The 24,567-nt window shown below is 30.4% G+C and carries 21 protein-coding genes and 1 pseudogene; 4 read left to right on the top strand and 18 right to left on the bottom strand.

Annotated elements, in window-relative coordinates:
- Positions 1-3 precede the first annotated feature (3 nt).
- Together LN736_RS01145 and LN736_RS01150 are read right to left on the bottom strand one after the other, a co-directional pair.
- Positions 4-1,497 carry a replicative DNA helicase gene (locus tag LN736_RS01145; RefSeq protein WP_229980485.1) on the bottom strand — a complete coding sequence of 498 codons (1,494 nt, stop codon included), beginning with the start codon at positions 1,495-1,497 and terminating at the stop codon, positions 4-6.
- The gene (locus tag LN736_RS01150) at positions 1,488-2,507 is read right to left on the bottom strand and encodes a Wadjet anti-phage system protein JetD domain-containing protein (protein WP_229980486.1); all 1,020 of its coding nucleotides are present in this window, start codon (positions 2,505-2,507) and stop codon (positions 1,488-1,490) included. The genes LN736_RS01145 and LN736_RS01150 overlap by 10 nt, the downstream gene beginning before the upstream one ends.
- A gap of 178 nt (positions 2,508-2,685) precedes the next feature.
- On the opposite strand from LN736_RS01150, the gene LN736_RS01155 reads away from it, so the two are divergent.
- The 3 genes from LN736_RS01155 (at position 2,686) to LN736_RS01165 (ending at position 4,240) form a co-directional block, all read left to right on the top strand.
- Positions 2,686-3,078 (top strand): ACT domain-containing protein, encoded by a 393-nt coding sequence (locus LN736_RS01155; RefSeq protein WP_150356560.1) that lies wholly within the window; start codon positions 2,686-2,688, stop codon positions 3,076-3,078.
- A 170-nt stretch (positions 3,079-3,248) separates the two neighbouring features.
- Entirely contained in the window at positions 3,249-3,407 is a 159-nt protein-coding gene (locus LN736_RS01160) for a hypothetical protein (RefSeq protein ID WP_229980487.1), read from the top strand.
- Between the two features lie 434 nt (positions 3,408-3,841).
- A complete protein-coding gene (locus LN736_RS01165) occupies positions 3,842-4,240 on the top strand; it encodes a (deoxy)nucleoside triphosphate pyrophosphohydrolase (RefSeq protein ID WP_229980488.1) in 399 nt (132 codons plus the stop codon).
- A 14-nt stretch (positions 4,241-4,254) separates the two neighbouring features.
- Here LN736_RS01165 and LN736_RS01170 read toward each other — a convergent pair whose 3' ends face one another.
- The 5 genes from LN736_RS01170 to LN736_RS01190 form a co-directional block, all read right to left on the bottom strand.
- Positions 4,255-7,152: a DEAD/DEAH box helicase gene (locus LN736_RS01170; protein WP_407647091.1), complete on the bottom strand. Its 2,898-nt coding sequence runs from the start codon at positions 7,150-7,152 to the stop codon at positions 4,255-4,257.
- 173 nt (positions 7,153-7,325) lie between these two features.
- On the bottom strand, positions 7,326-7,511 hold the full coding sequence (locus tag LN736_RS01175; protein WP_229980492.1) for a hypothetical protein: 186 nt from the start codon (positions 7,509-7,511) through the stop codon (positions 7,326-7,328).
- 541 nt (positions 7,512-8,052) lie between these two features.
- On the bottom strand, positions 8,053-8,301 hold the full coding sequence (locus tag LN736_RS01180; RefSeq protein WP_229980493.1) for a hypothetical protein: 249 nt from the start codon (positions 8,299-8,301) through the stop codon (positions 8,053-8,055).
- Between the two features lie 238 nt (positions 8,302-8,539).
- On the bottom strand, positions 8,540-8,800 hold the full coding sequence (locus tag LN736_RS01185) for a Txe/YoeB family addiction module toxin (protein WP_229980495.1): 261 nt from the start codon (positions 8,798-8,800) through the stop codon (positions 8,540-8,542).
- Entirely contained in the window at positions 8,781-9,059 is a 279-nt protein-coding gene (locus tag LN736_RS01190; RefSeq protein ID WP_229980497.1) for a type II toxin-antitoxin system RelB/DinJ family antitoxin, read from the bottom strand. Before LN736_RS01190 ends, LN736_RS01185 begins: the two co-directional genes overlap by 20 nt.
- Positions 9,060-9,458: 399 nt before the next feature.
- On the opposite strand from LN736_RS01190, the gene LN736_RS01195 reads away from it, so the two are divergent.
- Positions 9,459-9,929, top strand: coding sequence for a helix-turn-helix domain-containing protein (locus LN736_RS01195; protein ID WP_229980498.1), 471 nt, complete (start codon positions 9,459-9,461; stop codon positions 9,927-9,929).
- Between the two features lie 322 nt (positions 9,930-10,251).
- On the opposite strand, the gene LN736_RS01200 is transcribed toward LN736_RS01195, so the two are convergent.
- The 11 genes and pseudogenes from LN736_RS01200 to LN736_RS01245 form a co-directional block, all read right to left on the bottom strand.
- A complete protein-coding gene (locus LN736_RS01200; protein ID WP_229980499.1) occupies positions 10,252-11,124 on the bottom strand; it encodes a hypothetical protein in 873 nt (290 codons plus the stop codon).
- Complete coding sequence (locus LN736_RS01205) at positions 11,093-11,911, bottom strand: ImmA/IrrE family metallo-endopeptidase (RefSeq protein ID WP_229980500.1); 819 nt, start codon at positions 11,909-11,911, stop codon at positions 11,093-11,095. The genes LN736_RS01200 and LN736_RS01205 overlap by 32 nt, the downstream gene beginning before the upstream one ends.
- Positions 11,912-11,921: 10 nt before the next feature.
- Entirely contained in the window at positions 11,922-12,329 is a 408-nt protein-coding gene (locus tag LN736_RS01210) for a helix-turn-helix domain-containing protein (RefSeq protein WP_229980501.1), read from the bottom strand.
- Between the two features lie 134 nt (positions 12,330-12,463).
- The gene (locus LN736_RS01215) at positions 12,464-12,664 is read right to left on the bottom strand and encodes a hypothetical protein (protein WP_229980502.1); all 201 of its coding nucleotides are present in this window, start codon (positions 12,662-12,664) and stop codon (positions 12,464-12,466) included.
- A 551-nt stretch (positions 12,665-13,215) separates the two neighbouring features.
- Complete coding sequence (locus LN736_RS01220; protein ID WP_229980503.1) at positions 13,216-13,455, bottom strand: hypothetical protein; 240 nt, start codon at positions 13,453-13,455, stop codon at positions 13,216-13,218.
- Positions 13,440-13,844 carry an AAA family ATPase gene (locus LN736_RS01225; RefSeq protein WP_229980504.1) on the bottom strand — a complete coding sequence of 135 codons (405 nt, stop codon included), beginning with the start codon at positions 13,842-13,844 and terminating at the stop codon, positions 13,440-13,442. Before LN736_RS01225 ends, LN736_RS01220 begins: the two co-directional genes overlap by 16 nt.
- A pseudogene (locus tag LN736_RS19170) lies at positions 13,820-14,305 on the bottom strand (IS5 family transposase); the annotation flags it as partial. The gene LN736_RS01225 and the pseudogene LN736_RS19170, both read right to left, overlap by 25 nt.
- Positions 14,306-14,552: 247 nt before the next feature.
- Positions 14,553-19,886, bottom strand: coding sequence for a DEAD/DEAH box helicase (locus LN736_RS01230; RefSeq protein WP_229980505.1), 5,334 nt, complete (start codon positions 19,884-19,886; stop codon positions 14,553-14,555).
- 20 nt (positions 19,887-19,906) lie between these two features.
- Entirely contained in the window at positions 19,907-20,959 is a 1,053-nt protein-coding gene (locus tag LN736_RS01235) for a hypothetical protein (protein WP_106010495.1), read from the bottom strand.
- 1 nt (position 20,960) lies between these two features.
- A complete protein-coding gene (locus LN736_RS01240; protein ID WP_229980507.1) occupies positions 20,961-22,970 on the bottom strand; it encodes a hypothetical protein in 2,010 nt (669 codons plus the stop codon).
- Positions 22,971-22,974: 4 nt separating this feature from the next.
- Positions 22,975-24,552, bottom strand: a complete 1,578-nt coding sequence (locus tag LN736_RS01245) for a competence protein CoiA (RefSeq protein ID WP_229980509.1) — start codon at positions 24,550-24,552, stop codon at positions 22,975-22,977.
- Positions 24,553-24,567 lie beyond the last annotated feature (15 nt).

Raw genomic sequence — 24,567 nt, forward strand, 5'->3', positions numbered from 1 at the left:
TTTTCACTCCAATCTCAAATTCATATCTTTTATGGTAAATCTTTCTGTAACCTCTAATACTCCTTCTATTTCCTTTACACAAATACAGTCTGACTTCTGTGCAAATAAATCAAAAGATTTTCCAAACAGACTCTTTTCACTGCTTTCATAATTTTTCAAATTCACAGGAGATTTTTGATGAAGCAGGATCCAGTAGTTGTAAAAGCAGCGTCTTTCAAGTATATTTTCATATCCACTTCTTTTCATATATTCTACCACTTCCCTTAGGTCTATATCCTTCCCATCTCCTAAAGCATCAAGTAATATAGAAGTTATCTCCTTGAAATTATTTCCCTGGATTTCAATATCCTCCTCTGTGTCTTCCCTATCGGATACAGACAAAAAATCCTGGGATTTTTTAAGCCTGCTCCTGTTTTCTATCCTCTGTCTGGAAAAAACCGCCAGGGGTGACCATTCTTTATGCATTTCCAAAAACATGAAGGGCTCTATGAGCATTCTTGAAGCATGCAGGGGCAGTGGCGATGAAAACAATCTGCCGGTTATCTCCTGATCAAAATTGAAAGAATCTATTCCCGAATAATACAGTGCCTCCTGGGCTGCCTCAAGTGCCCTGGTCTTTAAAACTATACTTTCCTTCAAAAGCAGTCTGTGTTCATAATTGACCTGTCCCAATTCTCTGTCCACTTTAATTATGAGCTCATAGGCTTTTCTGTCTTTTTCATGGACTATCTCATTTCCCATTTTCTCCCCGGTGTCTTTCACAAAAGACTGCAGTTCGCTGAATTCCTCATCTTCCCGCTGCAGTCTTATATTGATGTCTTCAATTGTATTTTTATATCTTTCATAGATCTGATTTGAAATTATATTTCTGCTGACCTCATGCTTGATTCTCATTATTCTGTCACGAAGATTTCTCACATCGAGACTCATTTCGTCAATCTGCCTGAGTGCTCCTACAAATTCTCCCTTTTCCAGCTGCTTTCTTAAAACCAGCTGGTTTATGGAGAGCTGAAATTCATTGAAATACTCCTTTGTAGCAAATACAAGCTCCAGTCCCTGCTCATCAAGAGTATAGTACTGGGTGTTTTTTTCAAAATTCGCTCTCTCAGCCTTTATTATGGAATACTGAACGGTTTCCTCCCTTCCCGTTTCCCAATTGTAAAATTTTCTGGAATTTCTCTTTCCATTGGGCGGTCTGAAAATTTCTATTATATCTCTGGCAATCTTCTCAAAATCCTCGTAGTCAAGATCCAGCCTTCCCAGGTTAACCCTCTGAAAAAATTCGGCCAATTCCCTTATTCCAGTTTTTCTATTTCTCATGAGCATATTTTCAAAAAAGAACAATAGAGCCAGAAACCCCAAATTAAAGTAGTCAATGGGTTTATTGCTCCTGTCCCTTGAATTTTTATTAGACAGCTTGTAGAGGGGATCAAACAGTGCAAGCCTTTGAATTCTCTCTCTATAGTTTTCCGTAATGCTTTTTATATCTATGTCCAACAATCTTCCCTCCATATATTTTCAAGTTCCTCTTTTTTCAAAGCCTCCTGGGGCAAATACTTTCCTGAATGCAGTATATCCAAAATTCTTCGGCTTTCATCTCCGCTGAAAAATTTCAAGAAGTTGTCAACAGCACTGTGATTTTCAACCTGATTTTCCTTTCCCCTGCTGCAGGGCTTTTTGATGAGTTCACTGTAAAATTTCACTGCAATAGAGGCTTTTCTCCTTCCATTCAAGGAATTCCATATGGATATGCCTTCATTATCCAGATCTCCAAAATAATACAGTTTGTGTTTTCCAGTTACACCAAGCTGTCTTTCCAAAAGTCCTATATTGGAAACTATTTTCCATCCGGAACCAAATATGAGAGCAGTAAAATCAGTATCACAGAGCACGTCCACAAGTGCCATGAAAGTGGCTTTATTTTCCACAATCAAATGGCAGTATTCATCTTGGGGTCGTGAAAGTTTCTTTGGATTCACTGCCATCATAAGAGGATCACAATTGTTCATTATCTTCAATTTATTCCAAAGCCCAATCTTGTCAAGAAGTTTTCTGCCGGATTTTTCATCAATCCACTTTTCATCCCCTACAAGATAAAAAGATCTTTCCTGTGAAGTTGCATATTCCTTTGGCAGCCCATTTTTGCATATATATTCACTAATTTTATCGATATAGGGTTTATCCCTTTTTAATTCTTCAAAACTGCCGGCAAAATATTTTTGCAGGTCGATTTCACTGCTTATGCTCAAACTGTAATTCTGCAGAAAATCAATGTAGTCTTTTTTCAATTCATATTTATTGATGCCGAATTTATAGGGAAGTGGAATATCCTTTCCGTTATTTATTTCCGGCTTTTTTTCCACAAGTACATTATCTTTCACCAGCTCCATTATACAGCCGGCAAATTCGTCATATTTCATATTTCCCGGCACCAAGCTCTCCAATTCTCCCAGAGTTATAGTTGCTCTCTTATAGGATTTGAGATAGGAAATTATATCATCTTTCATCTTATCACCTTTATGTACAATTATTACCTGTTGCTCCCCGATTTGTTTGCAATAACCAATACAGTTATTATAGCATTATCTAATAAAAGTTCAGAGACAAAAACATTTCTTATGGGCAATTTCCATTTATGCTATAATTAATTCCATAAATATTCTAAATTTGGAGGGACAAAGAAAAATGGCAAAAAAGATATTAACACTGAAATTGTTAAAGGGAAAATATGGTGTCTGCAGATTGAATAAAACTCAATCAATACCTGAGTGGTCAAAAAAAGGTGAGTTTTTTTCCATAACAAAAACATCAGATGAACTATCAATCGTATGTTCTGAAAACAATATACCCAATGACGTAAAATGTGAAAAAGGCTGGAGAATTTTAAAAATCCAAGGTCCCCTTGACTTTTCCTTAATTGGAATCCTTGCTTCAATCAGTTTATTACTATCGCAAAATAAAATCAGTATATTTGCTATTTCTACTTATGATACAGATTATATCCTCGTCAAAAACAAAGACATAGATAACGCTGTAAAATCACTTGTTAAAGGGGGCTACGAAGTTGTGGATCAATAAATGATCACTATATGAATTTTTGCCATGTCTTTCTTGCTTTTAGTTTTCAGTAATTAGAGTATATGTTATAATTTAAAATGTAATAAGAAAATTTATGTGGTTACCTCTTCTTTATTCATGGGTGGATTATGGTTAATAATGTCTGCGTATGAAGATGAGGTGATGCATTTATGGCAGAAAGATATTTAATATTGTTCTTCAGTTTATTTTCAATAACTGCTATTTGTATAGTGGCATTGTCTGATAAAAAGTCAGATATTAAAATAGAAAATAAAATAACTTTGAGACCTGATGAAATATCATCTGATACCAAAGTAAACATCAAGTGATTCTTAGGCTCAGGTGGAGTTTGCTAATAAGGAATACTTTTCTCCACCTGAACCTTAGCAGAACTTATCCAGGCGCGTAGCAGTGCTTATCTCTCACTTTGAGAAGCTGGGAGTATTAGCAATGGTAGCGTTCGGATAAATAATTCTAAAAAAATAATAGATAGATCTTAGCCGGCCTATCTATTATTTAAACCATGTAATTTAATCAAGCAGACTAAATTCATAATCCACCCTTCTTATTACTGATATTATACCATAGAATATAAAAATTATACAGATAAATTTGTGAGTCATTTAAATATGCATTATTTAAGTTTTTATTAAATTCAAAAATCTTGTTAGCATTTTTCCTATCTGTACAAAATGAAATGTAATTCATTATAGAATTTTCAAAACTAACAGCTTTATGATACACTAATCAGGAGGTGTTGTTCATGAAAAAATTATTAAAAGTTGTTGGAGCAATTATAGAAAATAAAGACAAAGAAATCCTATGTGCTCTCCGTTCTCCCAAAATGTCACTTCCAAACAGATGGGAATTTCCAGGTGGCAAAATAGAACAAGGGGAGACTTTTAAACAAGCCATTGAAAGGGAGATCAGGGAAGAGTTGTCATGTACAGTTAAATTCATAGATGTTTTTAATGAAAGTACTTATGAATATGAAAAATTTATAGTGAACCTGATTACAGTTAAATGTAAATTGATATCTGGAACTCCGACAAAAAGTGAACATTCAAAATTAATATGGATGCCCAGGGAAAATTTACCTTCTTTAAACTGGGCACCTGCGGATATTCCAACCATGAAAAAACTACTGGAACAAAAAGTATAGCAAAATTAAATCTGCTATACTTTTTTGACAAATTCATTATACAATCCAAATGGCACTTGATTTTCCAGCTTTATCTTTACCGTTATAGGCTTTTCTCCCTGATACTCTATTACATTTCCCTTTCCTATATAGATATAGGGCTGAGTCAATCCATCTATCTGTCTGTATTTTCTTATAAAAATATGTAAATTTACACTTCTCCCTTTATTGTGTATTATATTTTGCCCTCTCTCAGAATTTTGAGATGTACTATTTGGGCTCTGCCACTGAAAAAGGCCTTCATTTATAAATTTATCCTTGTAATTAATACTTTCCTTAATTCCTTCTTCCTTATGCAAATCTACAAAAATAAAATATTCACTGCCATTACTTATAAGACCGCTTCCCCTAAAAGAGCTGTGAGCTTTTTCATAATTTGACAACAATGCAGTATCCGTCATTTTATACTGCATATACAGCTTAAAAAATGGCACTCCATAATACTTATTGGAAAATTCCTTCTCATATCTTATGAGTCCATAATTTATAATATCCTCTATATATTTTCTATATTCCCTGTTATGTGTTAACTTTTTAAAATCCCAGGCAGAATATAATTCTCTATCCTTTAATTCAAAACATCTAATAGTACCATTTATTTCAGCTTTGTCACAATAATTCTGATTCAAACATTTAAAAGCATGATGAATGCTTTTATCATCCACATATTCAATATGTTTTAAAATTTCATTTTTAGCCTGCTCAAGATTTATATTTTGATGATTTAAAAGATATTTTATTATGCTGAATTCATATACTCTTTTTATGGGCAGCTTTCCTGTGAATTTTTTCAGGACTTTAAAAAAGTCATCATTTTGCAGCAATTCTTTCAATCCTTCATCTTTTTCCATTTTAGCTACAAATGCAGTATAAATCTTTTCCTTATAAACAAACTTGAGTGGATCAGGTGCTCCGTCATATTTCATATAATCCATTAAAAAATATGGGACTCTTCCTCCATTCATCTTCTTAAACTCCATATACTCTTCCTTTAAATATTTCATGGAATTAAAATTTTCTTCATCCAGCTGCTTTAATATTCTCTCCTGGACAATCCTGTCCATTTGAATATTAGTACAACCGTGTAAATCCTCAAATTCGGTCGCCACTGCCACCTTCAAACTGTCCTTATCATAATATCTTGAACCATTAAGTGCTATGGCAATTAAAAATGCTCTTTTATAATTGCCTATAAAATCCAGCACCGTTAAAAAGCTCTTTTCCATGCACTTTCTAAGTCCTCGTCCAAGCTGCTGTATAAATACTACAGGAGATGTGGTAGGCCTGAGCATTAAAATCAAATTAACAGATGGTATATCTACACCTTCATTAAAGATATCCACAGTAAATATAATTTCCAGTTCATCAGTATCATCTTCAAGTTTCTCTATGTACTCTTTCCTTTCATCAGCAGAATTTTTTCCCGTCAGGTACACACTTTTTATACCCCGCTTATTGAATTCAGAAGTCATATATTGGGCATGGTCAATATTTGCACAAAAGCCTATGCACTTTCTCCTTTTTCCATCATATCCATAGAAATTCATCTTTTCTATAATAAAATCCACCCGTTCATTTACTTTGAGCCGCTTGACTATTTCGTCCACATCTTTCATGTTAACATCACTTAAATCAATAGAATCAATATCTGTTATACCAAAATAGTGAAAAGGAATAACTAAATTCAATTCCAGTGCTTCCCTAAGTCTAACTTCCAGTGCCACATTATTATCAAAAATATCAAATATACTCTCTCTGTCACATCTTTCAGGTGTAGCAGTCATTCCAAGTAAAAAATCCGGCCTGAAATACTCCAAAATTCTTTTATAAGATAAGCTTGATGCATGGTGAGCTTCATCTAGAATAATATAATCAAATTCATTTCTGCTAAAATGTTCTAAATAATTATTCATGGATTTTATTGTTGAAAATAAATAATCACAATTCAAGTCTTTGCTTGAACCTGTTAAAAGTCCTAATGTTCTATGTTTATTTTTCACCAGTTTTGAAAAAGTATTTTCAGCACTTCTTAAAATTTCTTCTCTATGAACCAAAAAGAGCATCTTTTTAGGATTGTAATTCATAATATCAAAAGCTGATAAATAAGTTTTGCCTGTACCGGTAGCTGCAATAATCAGTGCTTTTTTCTCACCTGAAGCCCTGAGTCTTTCTAAATTTTTCATAGCTTCGATCTGCATATCATTTGGCTTTACTATTTCATAATTACTAAAATATAGTGTTTCATCATGTCTTCTTTTTTTGATTTCTCTCAAAAAATTTCCATAGCTGTTTAAAAATCTATCATCTACAACAGAAGTTATTTTCCACAAATTTAAATATTCCTCAAGAACCTGGCAGCAAAAGCTGTCATCCTTTTTTAAAATTGTCCTCACATTCCACTCTACATTACTTTTTAAAGCCCTTTGAGTCATGTTGGATGATCCTATAATAATCTTGTAACTTTCACTATTTTCAAAAATATAAGCTTTAGTGTGAAAACCCTTATCTCCGGAAGCAATAAAAACTTTTAAATCAATATTACCAAACTTCCTTATTCTTTCGAGCGCCTTTGGTTCAGTAAAATTGAGATATGTAGAAGTTATAATTCTCCCTTTGACTCTCTTTTCTTCAAGTTCTTTAAAACTATCCAATAAAAGCTGTAACCCGCTGAAATTAATAAAAGCCACACTGAAATAAAATTTTTCACATTGACTCAGACACCTTTTGAGTTCATTTAACAGATTCCCTCTATGCGAATTTACTATTAATTTATTATTTACGAGATAAGTACTATCCTCTATTTCTTTATTTTTAATATCAAAGTATGTATTTTCCTGCTTTTCATTATTTATTTTATCAGGTATCGATTCCATAATTTTCATCTGCCCTTAAAATAATTTTTCAAATCTATCTGATAATTTACCCAAAAATCAAGTTTAATTTTCAAAAAATATGTTATAATATATTTAAAAGAAGCCATTGCGGTTTTAAATGTTTATACTTTTTTAGTTTAGTTTATTAAAATGCACTTGTGCCAGAGTGCATTTTAATTTTTTGAGTTTCTATCTTTATTATCATCAACGGTAATTGAAATTTCATTGCCACTGACACTGGAGTTATTCTTATATTTAAGAACAGCTCTTTCTTTCAAGTATGCGAGTATAGAAAAAATACCCACTACACCGACTATAGTAACACATACCATATCCGTAATAACAATATATCCACTCATGCCGCCACCTCCTCTGCTGTCAATTACCGCAACAGCTCCTTTTGTGAGAGATAAAACCCGGGAGGCGGCTGTCTAAAAAATATTTATACTCTCCTAAATATTATAAATCACTGTATGAATTTTTACTATGTCTTTCTTGCTTTTAGTTTTCAGCAATTAGAGTATATGATATGATCTAAAATATAATAAGAAAAATTTACATGGTTACCTCTTCTTTATTCATGGGTTGTCTGCGTATGAAGAAGAGATGATGTATTTATGTCAGAAGGATATTTAATATTGTTCTTCAGTTTATTTTCAATTACTGCTGTTTGTATAGTGGCACTGTCTGGTAAAAAGTCAGATATTAAAATAGAAAATAAATAATAGATAGTACCTGACAAGACCTATCTATTATTCAAACCTATAATTTAATCAAGCAGACTAAGTTCATAATCCATCCTTCTTATTACAGATATTATACCATAGAATATAAGAATTATAAGTCTCACTTCGTCCAAGTAACTTTTCCACTTAATTTACCTGATAAAATATGCCTTTATTAAGCTCCCTTAATCAGATCCCTGAGTTTATTTAAAAATTTCAAATTGTCCTTGTGATAATCAACATCCGGTTCTTTTTTCGACAATAGCTCTATTTTTTTATCCAATCCTCCAAAACTTATTATATTAGATGGCTTAACCAAATCAGTATCCAATTCTAAGTTTTCAAGCAACTCAATTAAATTTCCTGGCTTCTTGCCAAAATTTTCAATTATAAGTCTTTTCAATCCGAGGATTTTACTAAACAAGGGTATTCTGGTACAGAGTTAATTAATAATTTTAAAGAAATAACTGGAGAAGTAAGACCTGCAGTTGAATCCTTAATTGCTGAAGCAGATAGGGCAGCAACATAACAAAAAGGTACAGGTGATGAAGAATTAGAAGAAACTTTTTTAAAAATAATTCTACAAAAAATGTGTTCATGATGAACACATTTTTTGTATTTTGCTATATGAATAATTTTTATAATTTAAATCCTAAAAAATATTATTTTTCATAATGTGTCTTACATTGAGCTATTTCAATTTGATCATTTTCAATACGATATACTAAACGGTTGACTTCATCAATTCTTCTGCTCCAGAATCCTTGTAGTTCATATTTTAAAGGCTCTGGTTCCCCAATACCATCATACCCATTTCGATCAATATCTTTAATAAGTTTATTTATTCTTTTTAACGCTTTTTTATCCCGCGATTGCCAATAAATATAATCTTTCCAAGCTTCATCAGACCATAGTTTCTTCATTCTTCACCTCAACAATATCGTGTATTTTACCTTTACCCTCGTTAAGCTGATCTATAGATTTTTTCAAATGTTTCATATTAGATTCACTGTAAAATGGTTCACTGGCAGCAATATCAAAAGGTATCTTTCTTTCTCTCACAACTGCCCTCAAAAAAACATTAATTGCAGTAGTTGTATTCATGCCAAAATCTTCAAATAGACTTTCTGCTTTTTCTTTTAATTTTTCATCAACACGGATATTAATTGTCCTAAGAGCCATATAAATATCACCTCTTTTTTATTATATTATATAACAAAAAACTAATTTTGTGAATATATTATATATACATCATGTACATATTGTATTATTTTTATACACATAAATAGATAAAAGTCTCTAAAATTTTTCATTATAATTCTGCTAAACGATAAACATCATCTATGTCATCTTGAGAAATACCAAGGTATAACTTAGTTATAGATTGATTACTGTGGTTATACAACTCCATCAAAATAAGAAAAGGATTGCTTGAAATATACGGTGAAATAACCATAAATTCATTTTTTGCTTTATCTATATATGACGCATAGAATATTATGCACTGGAAATAATTAAGTTTTATAATTTTAGTCTAATAATGATATTATGTAAATACAAATCATTATTGGAGGTATAGCCATGCATAATGAAAATATTAATGAAAAAGAAGAAATTAAGGTGCTAAAGAAACTATTGAGAATCACTGATAATAAACGTATGCATGTCAGATATCAAGTTATATTATTGCATCTAAAAGGCTATACAAATGCTCATATAGCTAAAATAATGGACTTGAATCCCCATACTATAGGTATTTATATTAACTCATACAAGCGAAATAGAGCAGATGGCTTAAGAATTGGCAAAAGTAATGGCAGCCCTGGTTTTCTCAGCAAAGACCAGGAAAAAAAGTTATATGAAATAATAACTATAAAAACTCCGGACCAATTAGGGCTCGGAAACCGCAAAAACTGGAATGCCAACATAGCCCGTAAATGGGTTAGTGACAATTTCCATATCGAATACAGTAATAGAGGAATGCTTCAAGTGTTCCACAGATTAAATCTCAGTTATATACGGCCAACGTATACCCCTGGCAAAAGCAGATGAAAAAAAGCAGGAAGCCTTTAAACAAGAATTTGAGGTTTTAAAAAAACCTGATTGACGGAAATATCAACCATATTCTTTTTGAAACGGAAATATCAACCATATTCTTTTTGAAGATGAATCAATGATCCGGGATTATCAAGCTATTTCCAGGACATGGTTTTCAAAGGGTCGGCAGAGAATTATAGCGACCTATGGGTCATTTACACTTGACCTTTCTACTTAATTTACCTGACAAAATATGCCTTATATATTCATTCGATACTGAAACCACCAACGACACCTTTATTGAAATAGCAATTAAATACATAAATATAATTATCTATCAAAATATAATATTAAAAGTACTGTCCTTTAAATTTTCTATAAAAGCTTCATTGCTTAAAATTTCATCATGTTCTTCAACTGAAGTATCAAGTGCATTTTTTGTATACTTAACCCTCTTTTCATCTCTAAATCTTATAATAGAACAAATATCCTGTCTATAATTTATATAGTTATTTAAATAACTTTCTTTAATTATGAAATCATTAGATTTAAACGTTATAGAACTTTCTTTTAATTCTATAAACATACTATCTTTTGATAATTTTAACTTCGCAAACTCAATAAAATCATACGTATCCCTATCATTGGACAATATAGTTACAGTATGATTTGCCTTAAAATAGATATATGACATAGTCAAGGCCAAAACACTTATGGAAATCTCACCTGCATTTTTCTTTTTCATTCTTCCATTTTTAAGCATTTTACCTTCAAATCCATTATGATATAATAAGTTCAGCCAAACTTGATAATCTTCTAATTCTTCCAATGCTTGGCCTTTTTCAATATATCTCTTTATAAAACTTTTTAACTCACCAATTTTATATGAGGAATAGAGAAAAAATTTATACAGCCATACTGTTTTATAATTTATTAACTTTTCATAATCTCTCTCATCTACCACAAAAATTTTTATGCCTTTGTTGAAAATTTTCTCTATATAACCTACTCTTCCTTTTGAATCTCTTACTTCTTCATAAACCCAATTAGGTATTAGTAGCAGATCATAATTTGTCAATATTTTTTCTATACAAATATATTCACTTACATTTATTAAAAAACTAATTGTATTATTATCAAGGATCCCAATTTTTTTAGGAGTACTGGAACTTAATATTTCAATGAATTTCTTTACCTGAATTATTTCCATTATTTAGCTCTCCCTTCATTAGATCCTTGAGTTTATTTAAAAATTTCAAATTGTCTCTGTGATAATCAACATCCGGTTCTTTTTTTGACAATAATTCTATCTTTTTATCCAATCCCCCAAAACTTATTATATTAGATGGTTTAACCAAATCAGTATCCAATTCCAAGTTTTCAAACAACTCAACTAGATTTTCTGGCTTCTTATCGAAATTTTCAATTATAAGTCTTTTCAATCCAATGTCATTGAACACATCTACGGCATCCTCGTATAACTGGATTAATACAGCCTTATAGGGTGCTTTGAATACATCCACGCACCTGGCAATTTTATTTATGAACTCATCACTTTCCAGTGAATAATAATATTTATAGACATCTCCCAATAACATTCTGGCAGCAAAGTAATCTGCTTTTCTCTCATTCAGTTCCATTTTTTCCGCTTTTATATTGTGCTGTCCCTCAGCTATGGAATTATCATAAAGTAAATGAAATATTTCATGCCATGCAATAAAAAATTGATAAACTCTAGGCTGTGCTGAATTAATGACAGGTATTTTGAAATTATTTCTAATAAATATGGCTCCCCCCCAATATTCGTCATCTATTGGCAGCTGTATTAAATTATAATTTTTCTTTAGAACTTCAAAAGCTAACTTATCAAAACCAGTTATTCCAATTTTGTTATAATTAATAAAGAAATCACTTTTAAAGTTTTCAATTTCATTCCTTATTTTTTTATTTGCTTGTATAACTTCATTTAAATTCTGAGATGTTATATATTGAGACATATTTATCAACCTACCTATCCTCATTATAAACTTCATAAAGATCTATTATATCATCTAAAAATCCCAACATTCTCTTAGCACTGTCACTTAATTTATATTCCTCCGGTGCATTATCAGATGCTACAATTCTACATTTACTTTCTGACTCCAGATGTTTATAATCCATCAATTCTTCAAGATTTATATTAAAGGTTGCAATAATCTTATCCACATGCTTTTTTAGTGTTGTATTGTTGTCTATTTCACCCTTAACCAATTTATCAATAGTCGGTCTGGAAATACCAGCTAATTTTGAAAAAGATGACTTAGTGTACCCATTATCTCTAATAAATTGAAGAATGTTAGAGCCTATTTTATATCTATTGTCGTATATATAAGATTTTAACTGCATTTCACCATACTTTTCTGCTATATCCATACTATTACCTCCTTACTTATATTATAGACCAATATTGTAAAAAAAGATACATATGTAAAAAATATTTTTACATATGTATCTTTTTGAGCTTTTTACTTATAGATTTATATTATTATTAAAAATATTATTTATTTTTATTCATTTTCTACTTTTTCAAATTCACTTATATATTCCTTTAATATTGCTGCATTTTTAAGTAAACTTCCCAATCCACCAATAAATAATTTCCATGCATCTATAATATCTTCAAATTTTATTTGTTTCTCTAGTGGAGCAGCTGGAGTAATTATGTAATTAAATTTCTTTGCATTTTTTATTCCCAGTCTTTCATCCATTTGCAAAAGCATTTTTCATGTTAACAGATTCGGTTTTTTATATTCAAAACTTTTTAGTGAAATACAGTCTATTCCTGGATTGCTTCTATGTGTAAAAGGATTTCTGATTTCTTTAAAAATCTTCACATGTTCATCAGTATTAAATTGTTCCATAATATTTTTTATTAATCTAAATTCATCATTATTAATCCAAGAAATATTATTATTATAAATATCAATAATTTTCAGCTCTTTATTAATTTTCTAGCTTATAAAGTATTTCTCGTTCAACTAAATTATAATCTATATTAGCTATAATGTTTTCTTTAAGTATTATGCCTTCAATTGTATCATATAATTTATTTTAAACACTTAAAAATTCCTTTTTAGAAAATGAATATTTCATTTTATTTACCACCTGGTCTATTATTTCATAAATTTAATTACTCAATCATTGTGTATATCAGTATTATCGTAAATTACCAATGGAAATTCCTATGCAATTTTAATAGTAATCGTCTACTAATAACCCTATTTAATATACTTTACTTTCAAAAATTATAAATTATATATCATACTAAATTATCAAATCTTTTATCCGTATTTTTCATTAGATCAACTTGTGTTTTTGCCCAAGCTCCTCTACCAATATCTCGTATAGGTCTTGACTTATGTAAATATTTAATTGGTAAATTTTGAATAATACTATTAGGAGCCATAATATTTAAATCTTCAATCTTAGCTACTGGTTCAGTAGTCAAGAATTTTGGTAAACATTTATATGCATCTATTGCATCTAAACTTTTAACCAACTTTTTTCCACTACATATTTTATTCTTTCAAATTGTGCTTTATCTACTCCTGTTTTCTTATTCTTTCTTGTTTCAAATCCATTAAAAACCCATCCTGCAAATTTGGGTTGCCCCTTTGTAAGTATCAATTTATCATATTTATTTAAATTTATATATCTCGATTTACCCTGCTGCCAATCATTAATAAACATTGGTAATACTTCACCAATTAATCCAACACAATATGCAGAAAAAGAATCTGGGATACATGGAACTAAAAAATAATCTGAGCAATATAAAGCTGATCTCACTAATGCATTAAATACCGATGGTAAATCTACTAAAATGAAATCATATTTCTTATCATAATATTTTTCAATTTCATTTACCAAATGACGTTCTTTATACATTCACAAGCCCACGGGTTTTTTGCATTAGATTTTAGTTGAATAGTATATAAGACCTTCTTGAAAATAATATATTCTCTAATTTGGTTTGTACCGTATGCTTTATCTGCCAAGATATTACTATCTTTTATATCAATGTTGGAAAAAACATCTACAGCCTGTGTACTATCATGTAAATTACCAGATGATAATTGAAAATAGATTAGATTACCAAGCACGTCAACAACTGCATGAATTTTTATGATATATCCACCACAGCTTAGTCCAATATGCTGTTTTGTTTCACTGTTTATAAGCCCCTTTTTAGCACCAGTACTATGCTGGTGAGCTTTTATACATGTTGAGTCAATGCTTAATTTTTCATAATCTGCCTCTGAAGTTAATTCTCTAAAAATTGTTACTAAAGTACCATCATTACGCCACTTACAAAAACGGCTGCATACAGTTTTCCATGGACCAAAATGTTCTGGTAAATCATCACGCTATACTACACCACTTCTTGCAGTCCATAGTATGGCATTAAATATAAGTCAGTTATCTTTTGGAGATCTTCCTGTTTTTGCTATTGGAATTAAATTTTTTATTTGATCCCATTGTTCATCCAATATTTCATAACGTTTTCATGCCATATTTGCAACCTCCGAGTTTTTTATTTTACCTAAAACTCGATTTTTGCGCAATATTTAGTTTTCAGACACGATCTAATCTAATTTATAAATTAGATTTATTATAAATATATTTCTCTACTATTTTCCACACATTTGCAATAGACACCTTAAACAATCTATCAGGTATTAAAATTGTCTCTTTATCTCTATCTATTTTATTCATATTGCACATTGCAGGATATATTTTTATTTTTTTCTTTAGTGTTCCTATATTTATCCAATAATTATTTTCTCCTTTTATAATGTGACCTGGTTCTTCCTGCAATTGTGCTATTTCTTCAAGTGTTTTCATATAATCAATTTCTTTTTTTTGATCAACTTCAGCTAATTCACCCTTTCTCACCCAGTTTAACAACTGTAATCCTGCCTTGCGATCCAAATTTGCCCTGATAGATTGATTCCAAAAATTTTGCAAACAATTTGGGCATGCTGTTTCACAATTACATTTTTTTAATCTATTTTCAGCTTCGTCCATCACTTCCTCTATTAGATCTGCAACTCTATTTGCATATCCAGCTCCACTTGATAAACTATCATATAAATATATATCTACATAAATACTTTCCTTACCATATCTTAACCGATATCCTGATCTTAAATCACTAAATTCAATATCCAAGACCTTACTAGCTGCTAGTGCTAATGCTTCAGATAATGATGTCGCTGCGGGTATTACCCATATGTTTAAACTATCTTTAGCAATATTAATATATTCATTTTCCAATTTTAATTCTAAAACGAGCATATCAGTATGTATATCACAGCCCAAAAATACTTTTTGTCTCGTATGAGAACATTCTTGCATATCTTTCTTCCATTTATAAGAAACTTTATACGGTCTCTTTCGTTCTTTTTTATCTTTACCCGAGCTTACACATGGATCAATGGCACCACATTTAGTACATAAATCAAAACCTTCATCATCAGGTCCTTTATTGACGAGAATCAATTGCTGATCTTTTCTATTTTCCATACAAATCAGCCCTGTTTTTGATATTGAATCCATTTTACTTGTATCACCATAAACTGAAGCATAGGAAGGTTTACTTACAATGGAGTATTCTTGATTATCTCTCACTTCTGGAATTTTCATTCCATCTCTTGCTGTAAATCCCCAAGGTTTAATCAAAATTTCTTCCCTTAAACTACCTCCACACAATGGACAAACTCCTGTTTTGTTTTCTAATCCAAACCATCCACAGTCATGATTCTCACAACAATAAATGCGTTTATTATATTCATTCATCTTTAACCATGGTTCCGCAGCTTTATATGCATATTCCTTATTATACTTAGTATAATAATCATATAAACCGCCTGAAATATAGGACTTTTTATCAATAACAAGCATACGGCCCGGAGCATATTCACTAAGGGCAATATCAATACTTCTTTCAGGACTTTGTTCTACTTTACCATATTTATCTTCAACCCAAAAATGTACAATATCTCTTGGGAAAGAGTATGTTGGCAATAGGCCTTCCGTAAAGAGCTCATTCATCAATGAAATATATTTCTCTTTTTCGTCTTCTTCACATTTTTTACTTGCCCTGTAAATAATTGGATTTTTATTAACTTTTACTTTTATTTCTTGAAGCTGCTTTGTTATATCTTTTTCATATTTATCCCAACTAATTGAAATTTCATCAGGTATGAGTCTTCTTACTCTTTCTTGTGACAATGGTAATCTATCTTTTAGCCATTCAATGAAATTTAGATAATTGGGCTTTACTTCCTCTGAAAAGAAATTTATAACATCTATGTCAGCCATACTCATTTCATAGGACATAAAAAATTCTTGTAATAAAATCAAATTCAGATGTCTTCCGATTAGTTTTTCATTAGTATAGTCAATCCAGGGTATTCTGGGATTACCTGAAATAATCTCTCCTGGATGATTAAAATACCATGCATCATGCGGTCCATTTTCTGTATATGTTACAATGGTAGAAACAGCTGCACCTTTCCTTCCTGCACGTCCGGAACGTTGTTGATAGTTTTCCCTCATAGGCGGTATATTTCTCAAGCCAACTGCTGTTAATGACCCAATATCAATTCCTACCTCCATAGTAGTCGTACAACTTAAAATGTCAATTGGCTCACTATTCTTTTTTATTAAAATATTTCTAAAAAGCATTTCATTTTTTTCCGTAGTTGCCCAAACATCATTTTCTTGGCTTTTATGAGATAATTGTGCTGTATGCTCGTCAGTCACAAAGTTCTTAATTTTTCTTCCTTGTATCGCTTCTATTACAGGCTTTCTCCAAAAATCATATCTTTCTAAGTCTTTTTGTGACATCTCTGATAAATAATCCTTACTGCCACAATAAATACAACTATCAAATAAAGTAAATGTAGATGTGCCTGAACACCTATTGCATCTATACCATTTACCATTTTCATTTGTTTTTAACATCAAATTGCTCGACAGCAAATATCTATTATTATGAGATACATGGCTGTCTTTGTTTACATCAGTAAGCAGTAAAACAAAATTTCTTCTCATCTCTTCTATCTGATTTTTATTTATTCCATTTGACTTTAGTATTTCAATCAAATATTTAGGAAACTTATCTTCTTCTCTAATACCTAAGTTCCCTTTATCGAAAGGTAATATACTGTTCCTCACTTCATCAGATACTGATGGAAATATAGCTATATCTTTAACTAAAATATTTTGAATCCATGTATTATATATATTTCTAATAATATTTACATCTAATCCAGTATTTCTTTTTACTCCTTTTAATACTAATTCCTCCAATTCCTCTGCATCTTCACCTTTTTCTAAAAGAACAATTTGTCCTAAGCAAAGGTTATTAAAAGAACGATAACTATCACTGATGTTTTTTAAAAGAAGCTGATAAAACATTTTAGGTGGAGTTCCTAACCTTCTCGCCATTCTTTCATAATCTAACCCTTTTTTATTTTTACTACCATACATATCTCTATAACGTTCTAATTGTTCATTAAATTCTTTTTTTTCATCTCCATAAAAAAATGAAATATTATTTTCCTCAACAACCTTAAGAAATGCATAATACAATATATCAAGCGATTTCTGCTCTTCACCATATCTTTTATTTAACTCTTTTTGCGCCATAAAAATGGCTTGTCTTCCTGCATCTCCATCAGTCGCTATTGTCAAATCACGTGCTAGTGTAGCTGCACGCTGCCTACTGTCAGAAAACAGGAGCACTTTTTTTCCCTCATTCTTCAATTTTGCATTTTTAACTGGCTGATCTATCAACTGCTCTGTAACTAAATTGGCAAAAGGTTCATTTCCCCTTACCCTAAATGGTGTTGGATTATTTTTTTCTCTCCCGCAATTGGGACACATCTTAAAAGTATACATTTTTTTATCTTTATCATAAGTTCTCGGTATTAATACTCTAATAAATCCTTTTTTATTAGAAAATTCTTCTCCTTCATATAAAATTCCTGTCTGACTGTTAATATATCCAAATATAGATTCTTTTCTTGATTTACTATTTTTTACTCCCTCTTTAAATATATCATCTTTAGTTCTATACTTTGGTGCCAACCACAAATGTATTTCTCTAGGATTATCGATAAATTTACTGCTATCCTGCCATAAAAACGTGTGATATCCCATATCTTCACTTTCTTTAAATGCTCGAATAAATAATGTGCCACATCGTCTATCTCCGACAAGCTCAAAAACCCTTCCTCCACATTTAGGACATGTAAAATTAGGCTGATTGCTAATATGTCCTATTTTTATTCCCATTATTTCATGATTATCTTTACACTCCGGGTTTATACAAGCATATATACCATTTATTCCCCTGAATAATAAATGCACTTTAGCTGAAAGTAATACCTTACCATCTCTAGATCGTGATAATGCTCCTAATGCTAATAAAATCTCCGTTGCCTTTTCTGCATCTTCTTGAGAAACTCCTTTAAAAACACATTTGGCAATTTTCTTAAATGGAACAGCACTACCACTGCATAATCTAATCAGTTCCAACATAGGTGGATATTTAGATAATTTTTCATAGAGCCAATCATTATAATTATCTGTAATTTTCCCCCACTTGAATGATTGCGAGAGTATAATAAGCTGATCCTTTAAATTCTTTTCATCACCCTGTAATTTATCATAGTCAAGCTGTAAAAGGCAATTCACATCTTCTTTATTACCTTTTTCATGACCTAGTAGCAGCGTTTTCTCTCCTTCAATAATAGAAAATTTATCTTTTTTCAAACTTTGCCCTGTTAAACCACAAGCAAATTCTCGTAATTCCTTTTCACTGTTAGGCGGTACACTAGCACTAGTTAATATACATTTAACTTGTTCTCTGCTAATATCTAACTTATCCAATAGTCTTCTAATAAGTAAAGAAACTTCTCCCCCTGCAGCACCTCTATACATATGAGCTTCATCTATGACTAATAAAAGTTTATTATTTATTGAACGTTTTAACCATTTTCTTGTCTTTTCCCAAAAGCACTGCTCAATAGGTCTCATAAGCATAAATTCAAGCATACTGTAATTAGTAATAAGGATATCAGGGCATATTTTCTGCATTTCAGTACGCGTCAGAAGTTCAGCATCATTCTCCCCGGTTACTTGAATTCCCTTATCCAGGGCACAAATAAAAGCATTTAAATCTTTAGCTGGAATTTTTCCTGCTTTTTTCAATTCTTCATATAACATTTTCTTATATTCACCTTTTTGATAATATGTACTTTTCAATAATTTAGAAAGCTTCTTATTTTTATTTTTATCTTCTTTTCCTGAATAAGGTGTACGTCCCGTATACATACCAAACCTTAATCTTCTGACATCATTATTACTTTCCTGTTTCATAAGGTTCATATAAGCATCATCTGCTCTTCCTACAATATTGCGTATTCTTCCCAGTTGATCTGATACTAGAGCATTCATTGGATATAAAATAAGTGCTCTTATACCTTCTTGTTCCCAATTATTTATATCAGCAGCTGCTTGTCCTATCATCTCAGTTAATATAGGCCAAAGAAAACATTCTGTTTTACCTGAACCAGTCCCAGTCGTAACTAACATATCTTTATCATGATAAAAAGCTTCGAGTGCTTTAACTTGATGTGAAAAAGGTGTATCAAAAACACCTAAATTATTTTTTACTAAATAATCTAAGTATCTCTTTATATTTTCATCCAAATCTGCATTTTTAAATCCTTCTATCTCAACCTTATAATTTTGTGTTACTTCAATAAAAGGCTCCCGGAACAATACACCTTCTTCATTTAACATTGATTTTGTAGCTTCTAGTAACAAATCATTTTCTGCAAAATATTGAGCCTTAATATAATTTGCAAGTTTTTCCTTTAGCTTTTCATGTATCTTTCTGATTCCTAATTGACTCACTATTTTTCTCCTTTCTATAGTTATTTAAATACTACTTGAATCCCTAATCCATCCAGCATATCTTCTATATCTTCCCACATAAATACAGGAATTTCTCTTAAATAAATATCGTCATACGTTCTTTTAGGCCAGGATGACATTAAAAGTATTCTGGTCTCTGCATCAGGTAATCTACTATGGCAATGCAATTCTATTATTTTTCCATTTGTTTTTGCTTTAAATATTGCAGGCTTACCACGATAATAATCCAAAGCATACATAATTCTGTTTATCTCTTTCTCCCTATAATACCATTCATCCAGTTTGGCCGTAAAAAATTTTCCTTTTTCATGATACAGTAAAACATAATTGCATTTCTGATCACTTCTTCTAAGTAATGAAATACCATTAGGAATACATGATCTATTAAGTTTTCTCCAGGCTTTGCTGTGCCACAAGCCATTTTCTCCACTAAAATATTCATAGTCATCTTCTAATTCATCTAGCTGCCAGGAAGCATTTTCTTCTAAAGATCTATAATATTCCTCTAAGTTGCATTCAGGTATATTAAACACTTTCCTATAATTAGGTTCACATTGTTGCTTTTTATTTCTCCATTCTCCCAAGCCAACAGCACAAGCCCCTTTAAGACTACTGTTCCAATCTACACCACCCAAAATCAATTCATTGTTTTTAAAATATACTATTCGCTCAGGTGATGATGTCAGCCACTGTGTTTTACATGTTTTATTTATTTGATAACAAAAAATCAATTTTTCAATTATATAATTACTCAACTCTTTTTTTACTGACCGGGTGTCATTTACTTCTGTCCACTTTTTTAAATGAGGAATTGCATTAACTAACCCATTAGCAACATGTCTTAGTCTTTCATTTACATAGCGTTGACTTACGCATGGATATTCTCTTTCAGTTTCATTCATTATTTCAACATAGGAATTTCCTAGGATTTGAACTTTTGCCCATGCTGCCAATGCACAATATATCACTCTATTGCCATATTCCTCAGCCGTCTCGCCATCAAAAGGATACATTCTTAAATCTCTCGAAATTTGTAGTATCAATTCATCCATATCAATCACCTACTATAGATTCCTTTAACTCCTGTGCAAAATAATCAGGATAGTTATCTATATTACTCCCGATTTTTTCTCTTACATCATCTTTAAACATTGATTTTAAATCACATATACTTAAACATTTAAGAGCACTTCCCACATCTTCCATATTACACAAATAAGCTAGTATCAAACTTCTAGTAATTATATAGGAATCTTCAGCTTCAATATATTCAAGCAGTCTTTTTAGCTTTTTATAACTATCCTCTATATTCAATTTACTCTTTCTAATTGATTGCAATATTTTCATATTATCGGCATAATTATAATCAAATTGCACTACCGGTCTAATATTTGATATTTTAATAAGTGCCAAATATTCAAATAAATATGATGGTATTAAATTAGCCATATTAATATCTTCACACGATAACAATATAATTTTATTATCTTCTTTCGATTCAACATATTCTTTAAAGAGTGGAAGCAACAAGGATTCATTCATCTGACCTATTGCATTTTCTATTAAAATAACTTTAGCTTCAGAATTATGATAAAGATCTATCAATTCATTTACTTTATTATATCCTGGCGATAGAGTGATAATATAAGGTGTTTCTCCTGCATATGAACAACTTATGGCTTTGGCAATTTCTCTAGTCCTGTACCCAACAATAAGGGGTATCATTCTAGCTGCTAATACACTTATTATGTAATCTGACCATTCATATCTATCTTCCACTACACCTATATTTTTAAGATTATCTAATATTGTATTGCTCCATTCTTCTTCATCTATACCATTAAAAAGCTCCATTTTATTACACTTAATTTGATATTTAATATACAATTGCATGTTATTTTCTTTTTCTTGTAATTCTTTTATATTTAAAACCGAAGATTCTAGGGCTGATCTAATAAGTTCTTTATCAATATTATTAATAAAACCACTTACTACACCATTATATTCTTTTAATCTTTTCCGAGATTTTTCTTTTTCCTCATTTAAGTTTATAATTTCTTTTTTTAATTTTCTAACATTTTCCTTTAAACTATTCTTTTCATATATTTTTTTATCTATTACCAACTGATTCTCTTTTTCCCACCTTGCTTTGTATTCACTGCTATAATTTTCATATCGTCGATTTAATTCATTTTCTAGATACTCAATCTTTTTATTTTGATCTTCATTTATATTTTCTAACTTTTGATTTTTCTGCTTTTCCTTAATTATATTTTGCTGCCATTTTTCTTTGTTATCATTTAATTCTTTCTTGATTTCACCAATCTTAGATTCTAAAGACTCTGATTTCTCTTTTAAATAATCATAGTTCTTCTGTTGTTCATCTATATATTCATTTTTTTCATTAAGCATTTGATTTATATTTTCAATAGCCCTTTCTTTTTCCAAAATTTGTGAGCTTAAAATCTGATTTTCATTTTTGAATTTATTTTCTATAGCTTTAAGTTCTTTCTCATATTTTATTTCTAATTTTTCTTCTTCTTTTAGCACCCGCTTTTCTATTTTCCTGAGTTCAACAACCTTTTCAATACTGTTTTCAATCATTTCTCGTTGCTGTTCATTAATATAAATCCCATTTAAATTCAAAAATAACGAAACCCATTCCATACTTTTTCCTATATATTTTGACTCCATTTTTTCTAATAAAATATCTAATAACTTTATATAATTTTCTTCTCTATTACTTTGTATTGTCTTTTCTATATTTTGCATTGAGCCAAATTTTGATTTTATATATTGATTAATTTCATCTAACCTTCCACCTACATTTTTTTCAACAAAATTAATCACCACACTATTTTTTCGTTTAATCTCATTTGAAAAAACATTTGGTATTTTCCTTTGCAATACCAGTGAATTCATTTTTAAATCTGCTCCATCAAGTTCATTTCCAAACAGTTTTCTTTTTTTCTTTAAAAATTCTATCAGCCCAGGTGTTATAGGTAGAAAAAATTCTATTATTAATCTTATTTTACTTTTATCCAACTTTTCAAATTCAATCATTATATTATAAATTCTCCCCCATTTTATGTAAAAGTCCCTGCAGATTTACAGGTACTTTTTCTGTCCAAATCCACTTATATAAGATTTTATATATATCTTTGTTTTCTTTAGTAAGATTTTTTCTAAGCTTGTACATTAATATTTTATTTTCATAAGTTGCAGAACCTGTAACTCCTCCTCTATACATATAAAATTTTTCACGTATACCTTTCCAATTTATTTTTCTATACCTGCAAACTCTATTATATCTGTAATATATATTTCCAAATCCCCTGCAATCAATATTTATTGTTCTTCCATAATCTATTTTCTCTAAGCCATATTTACCCGAATATATACAATAATTACCTTTCATCACTCTTGCTATAATCGGAACATTAGAATCCATAGACAAAATACCTTTTTCAGGGACAGAATTATTATCCTTGTTATAATCGATGATATTTCCTCTAATATCTTTCATTATTATTTTAACTTCTAATAAATTTTTATAGTTTAATCTTTTTTTATAATTTAAAATATACTTAATCTCTGCTGAAACATTTGTATCGTCTGTATTGTCTAATATTTTTTGATCTTTAATTATTTTATTTGTAATTACAACGACTTTCTCACTAAATGCAGATATATCAGAGATTTTAAAGACTCTATTACCCGATAAAAAATACATTTTCCCATCTTGTATTTCGTAAAGGTATTCACTACTATTGTTAGGTAAATGATAAAACCATGCTGTATCACCATTAAAAGTAAGTTCTTTTCCATCACACACAGCAGGCGGCCACAAAGGTATAATTTCACTTATTTTATCAGCAAGATGATAACTTTTTCCTTCTATAAACTGTCTTACCTCTTCTGTAAATTTTATAATTTTCATCTCATATATATTAAATACTTTCTGTTTGCAGTTTTCTTTCAATTTAATTTGACCTACATTTTTAAATACAATACCATTAACCCAAGGTGCTCTTTCCAAAAACATCATTCTATATTTTTTACCAACATAAATATTAGCTTTTATAGCTACACGATATCCTCCATTTTCACTTGAGTAATATATGTCATTTTTTATATCAATGCCTTTTATTCCATACAGCCATTTCCTTTTTACTTCTTTAAATTCTGTACCTAATTTAGGTTTAATACTGATATCTATCCATTTGGTAATATCATATACTCTATAATAACTTAAATTTTCTATACAGCACCACTTCTTTTTGTTAATAAGAACTTCTGCCCGATTTTGTATCAATTTATTTCTGCAATTTTCACTTATAGTAGGAAAATAGGCACGGAGTTCAAACCTATTCCCATCATTACACAAATACAATGGAATTCCACCGTTCATCACATATGCAACATCAGTTGCATTATCAATTTTACTATACCCTAAACTTTCATGATACTCAGGACACATACGCTGCAAAGGTGTTCTCTCTTTTATCACATTATGTGCAAAACAAGGCTTTTTACCATTCCTCAGAACTAGTTTTTCTATACAATAAGGGCAAAAATATTGTTTCCATTGTAAAGCATTTTTATAATGTACTTTTCTGCCTTCTTTATCAATACCAAATTTCATTCTGTACCTCCACAC

The organism is Clostridium aromativorans (assembly GCF_020908015.1).
GTDB lineage: Bacteria > Bacillota > Clostridia > Clostridiales > Clostridiaceae > Clostridium_B > Clostridium_B aromativorans.